The organism is SAR324 cluster bacterium (genome assembly GCA_029245725.1).
GTDB lineage: Bacteria > SAR324 > SAR324 > SAR324 > NAC60-12 > JCVI-SCAAA005.
Map to the genome: position 1 here is coordinate 1 of JAQWOT010000351.1, position 2,649 is coordinate 2,649.

The following is a 2,649-nucleotide window of genomic DNA, read 5'->3' on the forward strand; positions in this document are numbered from 1 at the left end:
CGTCACCCCAAAGCGTCCTGAAGCAACTTGCTTGATTCGACTCACTGGCCAGTCACCATTTTCTCTTTTGTGGAAGCGTTGAGGATCCTCACCACCCTCTCCACTGTTGCTTCTACCACCAATACGATTCATGGCTACTGCAAGTGTCTGATGGGCTTCACTGCTGATTGAGCCCAATGACATTGCACCAGTTGCAAAGCGACTGACAATCTCTTTTGCAGCCTCCACCTCTTCCAAAGGAACTGGAGTTCCTTGCTTAAAAGTCAACAGACTGCGTGGGGTGGCTAGTCTTTGAGATTGCTCGTTGATTATATCTGAGAACTTCTTGAAGACTTCTCGGTTATTTTTCTGGGCTGCCTCTTGGAGCAACAAAGTTGTCATTGGATTGACTTGGTGGTACTCCCCTCTTCTACGCCAGAAATATTGGCCCCCAACTGATAACGTATTTTTGAGATCTGGTGTTTCGACATAAGCAGAAGCATGGCGCCTCAGACATTCTTCACCAAGTACTTCAACAGTCACCCCACTGATTTTAGACGGAGTCCCAGCAAAGTATTCATGGACAACGTCCTCACTGAGCCCGATAGCTTCAAAAATTTGCGCCCCACGATAACTCTGGATCGTGGAAATACCCATTTTCGCAAAAACCTTAAACATTCCTTTGCGAATCGCTTTCAGATAATTTTTGATCGCTTTCTCATAGGTCAACTCTTCAGGGAGGGTTCCTTCTGAAAGGATCTGCTCAAAAGTCTCAAAAGCGAGGTAGGGATTAATAGCACCGACACCATAACCGATGAGAAGGCAGAAATGAGCAATTTCTCTGGCTTCTCCTGTTTCCAGAACTAGACTAGATGAGCTGCGCAGTTTCTCACGTATCAGGTGGTGGTGAACCGCACCAACCGCAAGTAGTGCCGGAATCGGAACGTGATCTCGACCAACTCCACGATCACTTAAAATCAAATATTCTTTACCAGATCGGATCGCTGATGCGGCTTCTGCACAAATTCTGTCCAGGGCTTTCTGCAAGCCACTAACTCCTTCAGAGGTGGGGAATAGAAGCGAGATTGGGGCAGCCTTTTCATGATGACGTAGCTTTGCAAACTGAGCATTAGTCAGGATCGGCCCATCTATCTTAATCAATTTTGCGTGGCCAGGCTCAGGACTCAGGATATTGCCTTCACCACCAAGATGGCTGGTCATAGACATAACCATCTCTTCTCGAATTGAATCGATCGGTGGGTTACTGACCTGAGCAAAGATCTGCTTGAAATACCCGTAGAGCAACTGTGGTCGATCTGAGAGTGCAGCTAACGGGGCATCGTTGCCCATAGAACCTGTCGCTTCTTCGCCATCCCGAATCATTGGAGTCAGGAGGATATTCATGTCCTCTGTCGTGTATCCAAAAATTTTCTGTCTCTCCAGTAAAGTTTCTGGATCACTTTTGGGTAGGTCTGCTGGGGTGGTCAGCGAATCCAATGGGATCACGTTGTCATTTAGCCAAGTTGCATAAGGCTGTGCTCCACAGATTTCCTGCTTGAGTTCCTCGTCACTGATAATCCGGCCTAAATGCGTATCAACGAGAAACATTTTCCCCGGTTGCAACCTTCCCTTCGAGACAATGTCCTCTGGATCAATGTCCACGGCTCCAACCTCAGAAGCCATAATTACGAAGTCATCCTTAGTTACCACGTAACGGGCTGGACGGAGCCCATTTCGATCCAGAGTCGCTCCAATTTGGATTCCATCTGTGAAAGCTAGAGCAGCTGGACCATCCCAAGGCTCCATAAAATGTTCATGATATTCATAGAATGCTCTCTTCTCTGGAGACATGTCTGCCTGAGTCTCCCATGCTTCGGGAACAAGCATCATCATGGCGTGAGGAAGTGAGTAGCCGGAGAGAACAAGAAATTCCAAAACGTTGTCCAAACAGGCCGAGTCACTTCCTGATGGGACAATGATTGGTAAGAGATCGCGAATATTTTCGTAAAGTGGACTCTCTAATTTTTCTTGACGGGATCGCATCCAGTTGATGTTACCCCGGAGTGTGTTGATTTCACCGTTGTGAGCAAGGTAACGGAAGGGCTGCGCTAAATCCCAACGTGGGAAGGTGTTAGTTGGGAAGCGAGTATGAGAGAGAGCGATTGCGCTCACAAAGCGCTCATCTGCCAAATCTGAGAAGAAAAGATCCATCTGGTCAGCTCGCAACATCCCTTTGTAAGCCAAAGTTCTTGTGGACATGCTTGTCACCACAAAATCTCTGGTATTGAGCAAAGTGTTCCGGATCTCGTTTCGTGCCACATAAAGCAATCTCTCCAACTCTTGCTGAGTTTTGTGACCATTCCCCGCAAGAAAGAGCTGCTTGATCACTGGCATTGATTCAGCAGCTTGTTTACCAACGTAATTCGTATCGATCGGCACATCCCGCCAACCCAAGCCAATCAAATCATTCTCACTGACAATGCTTTGGATCGCCTCCACACAATGAAATTGCTGCCTATCATCATGAGGCAGGAACATCGTTGCCACCCCATAGCTTCCTTCGGCGGGAAGCACAAATCCCAACTTAGCGGTTTCTTCTCGCAAGAATGCATCGGGTATCTGTAAAAGGATCCCAGCACCATCGCCAGTTTCTGGGTCAGCACCAATGGC

The 2,649-nt window shown here is 47.7% G+C and carries 1 protein-coding gene; it reads right to left on the reverse strand.

The window, feature by feature from the left end:
* On the reverse strand, window positions 1-2,649 hold a 2,649-nt coding region (locus P8O70_19355; GenBank protein MDG2198998.1), incomplete at both ends, for a glutamate synthase central domain-containing protein.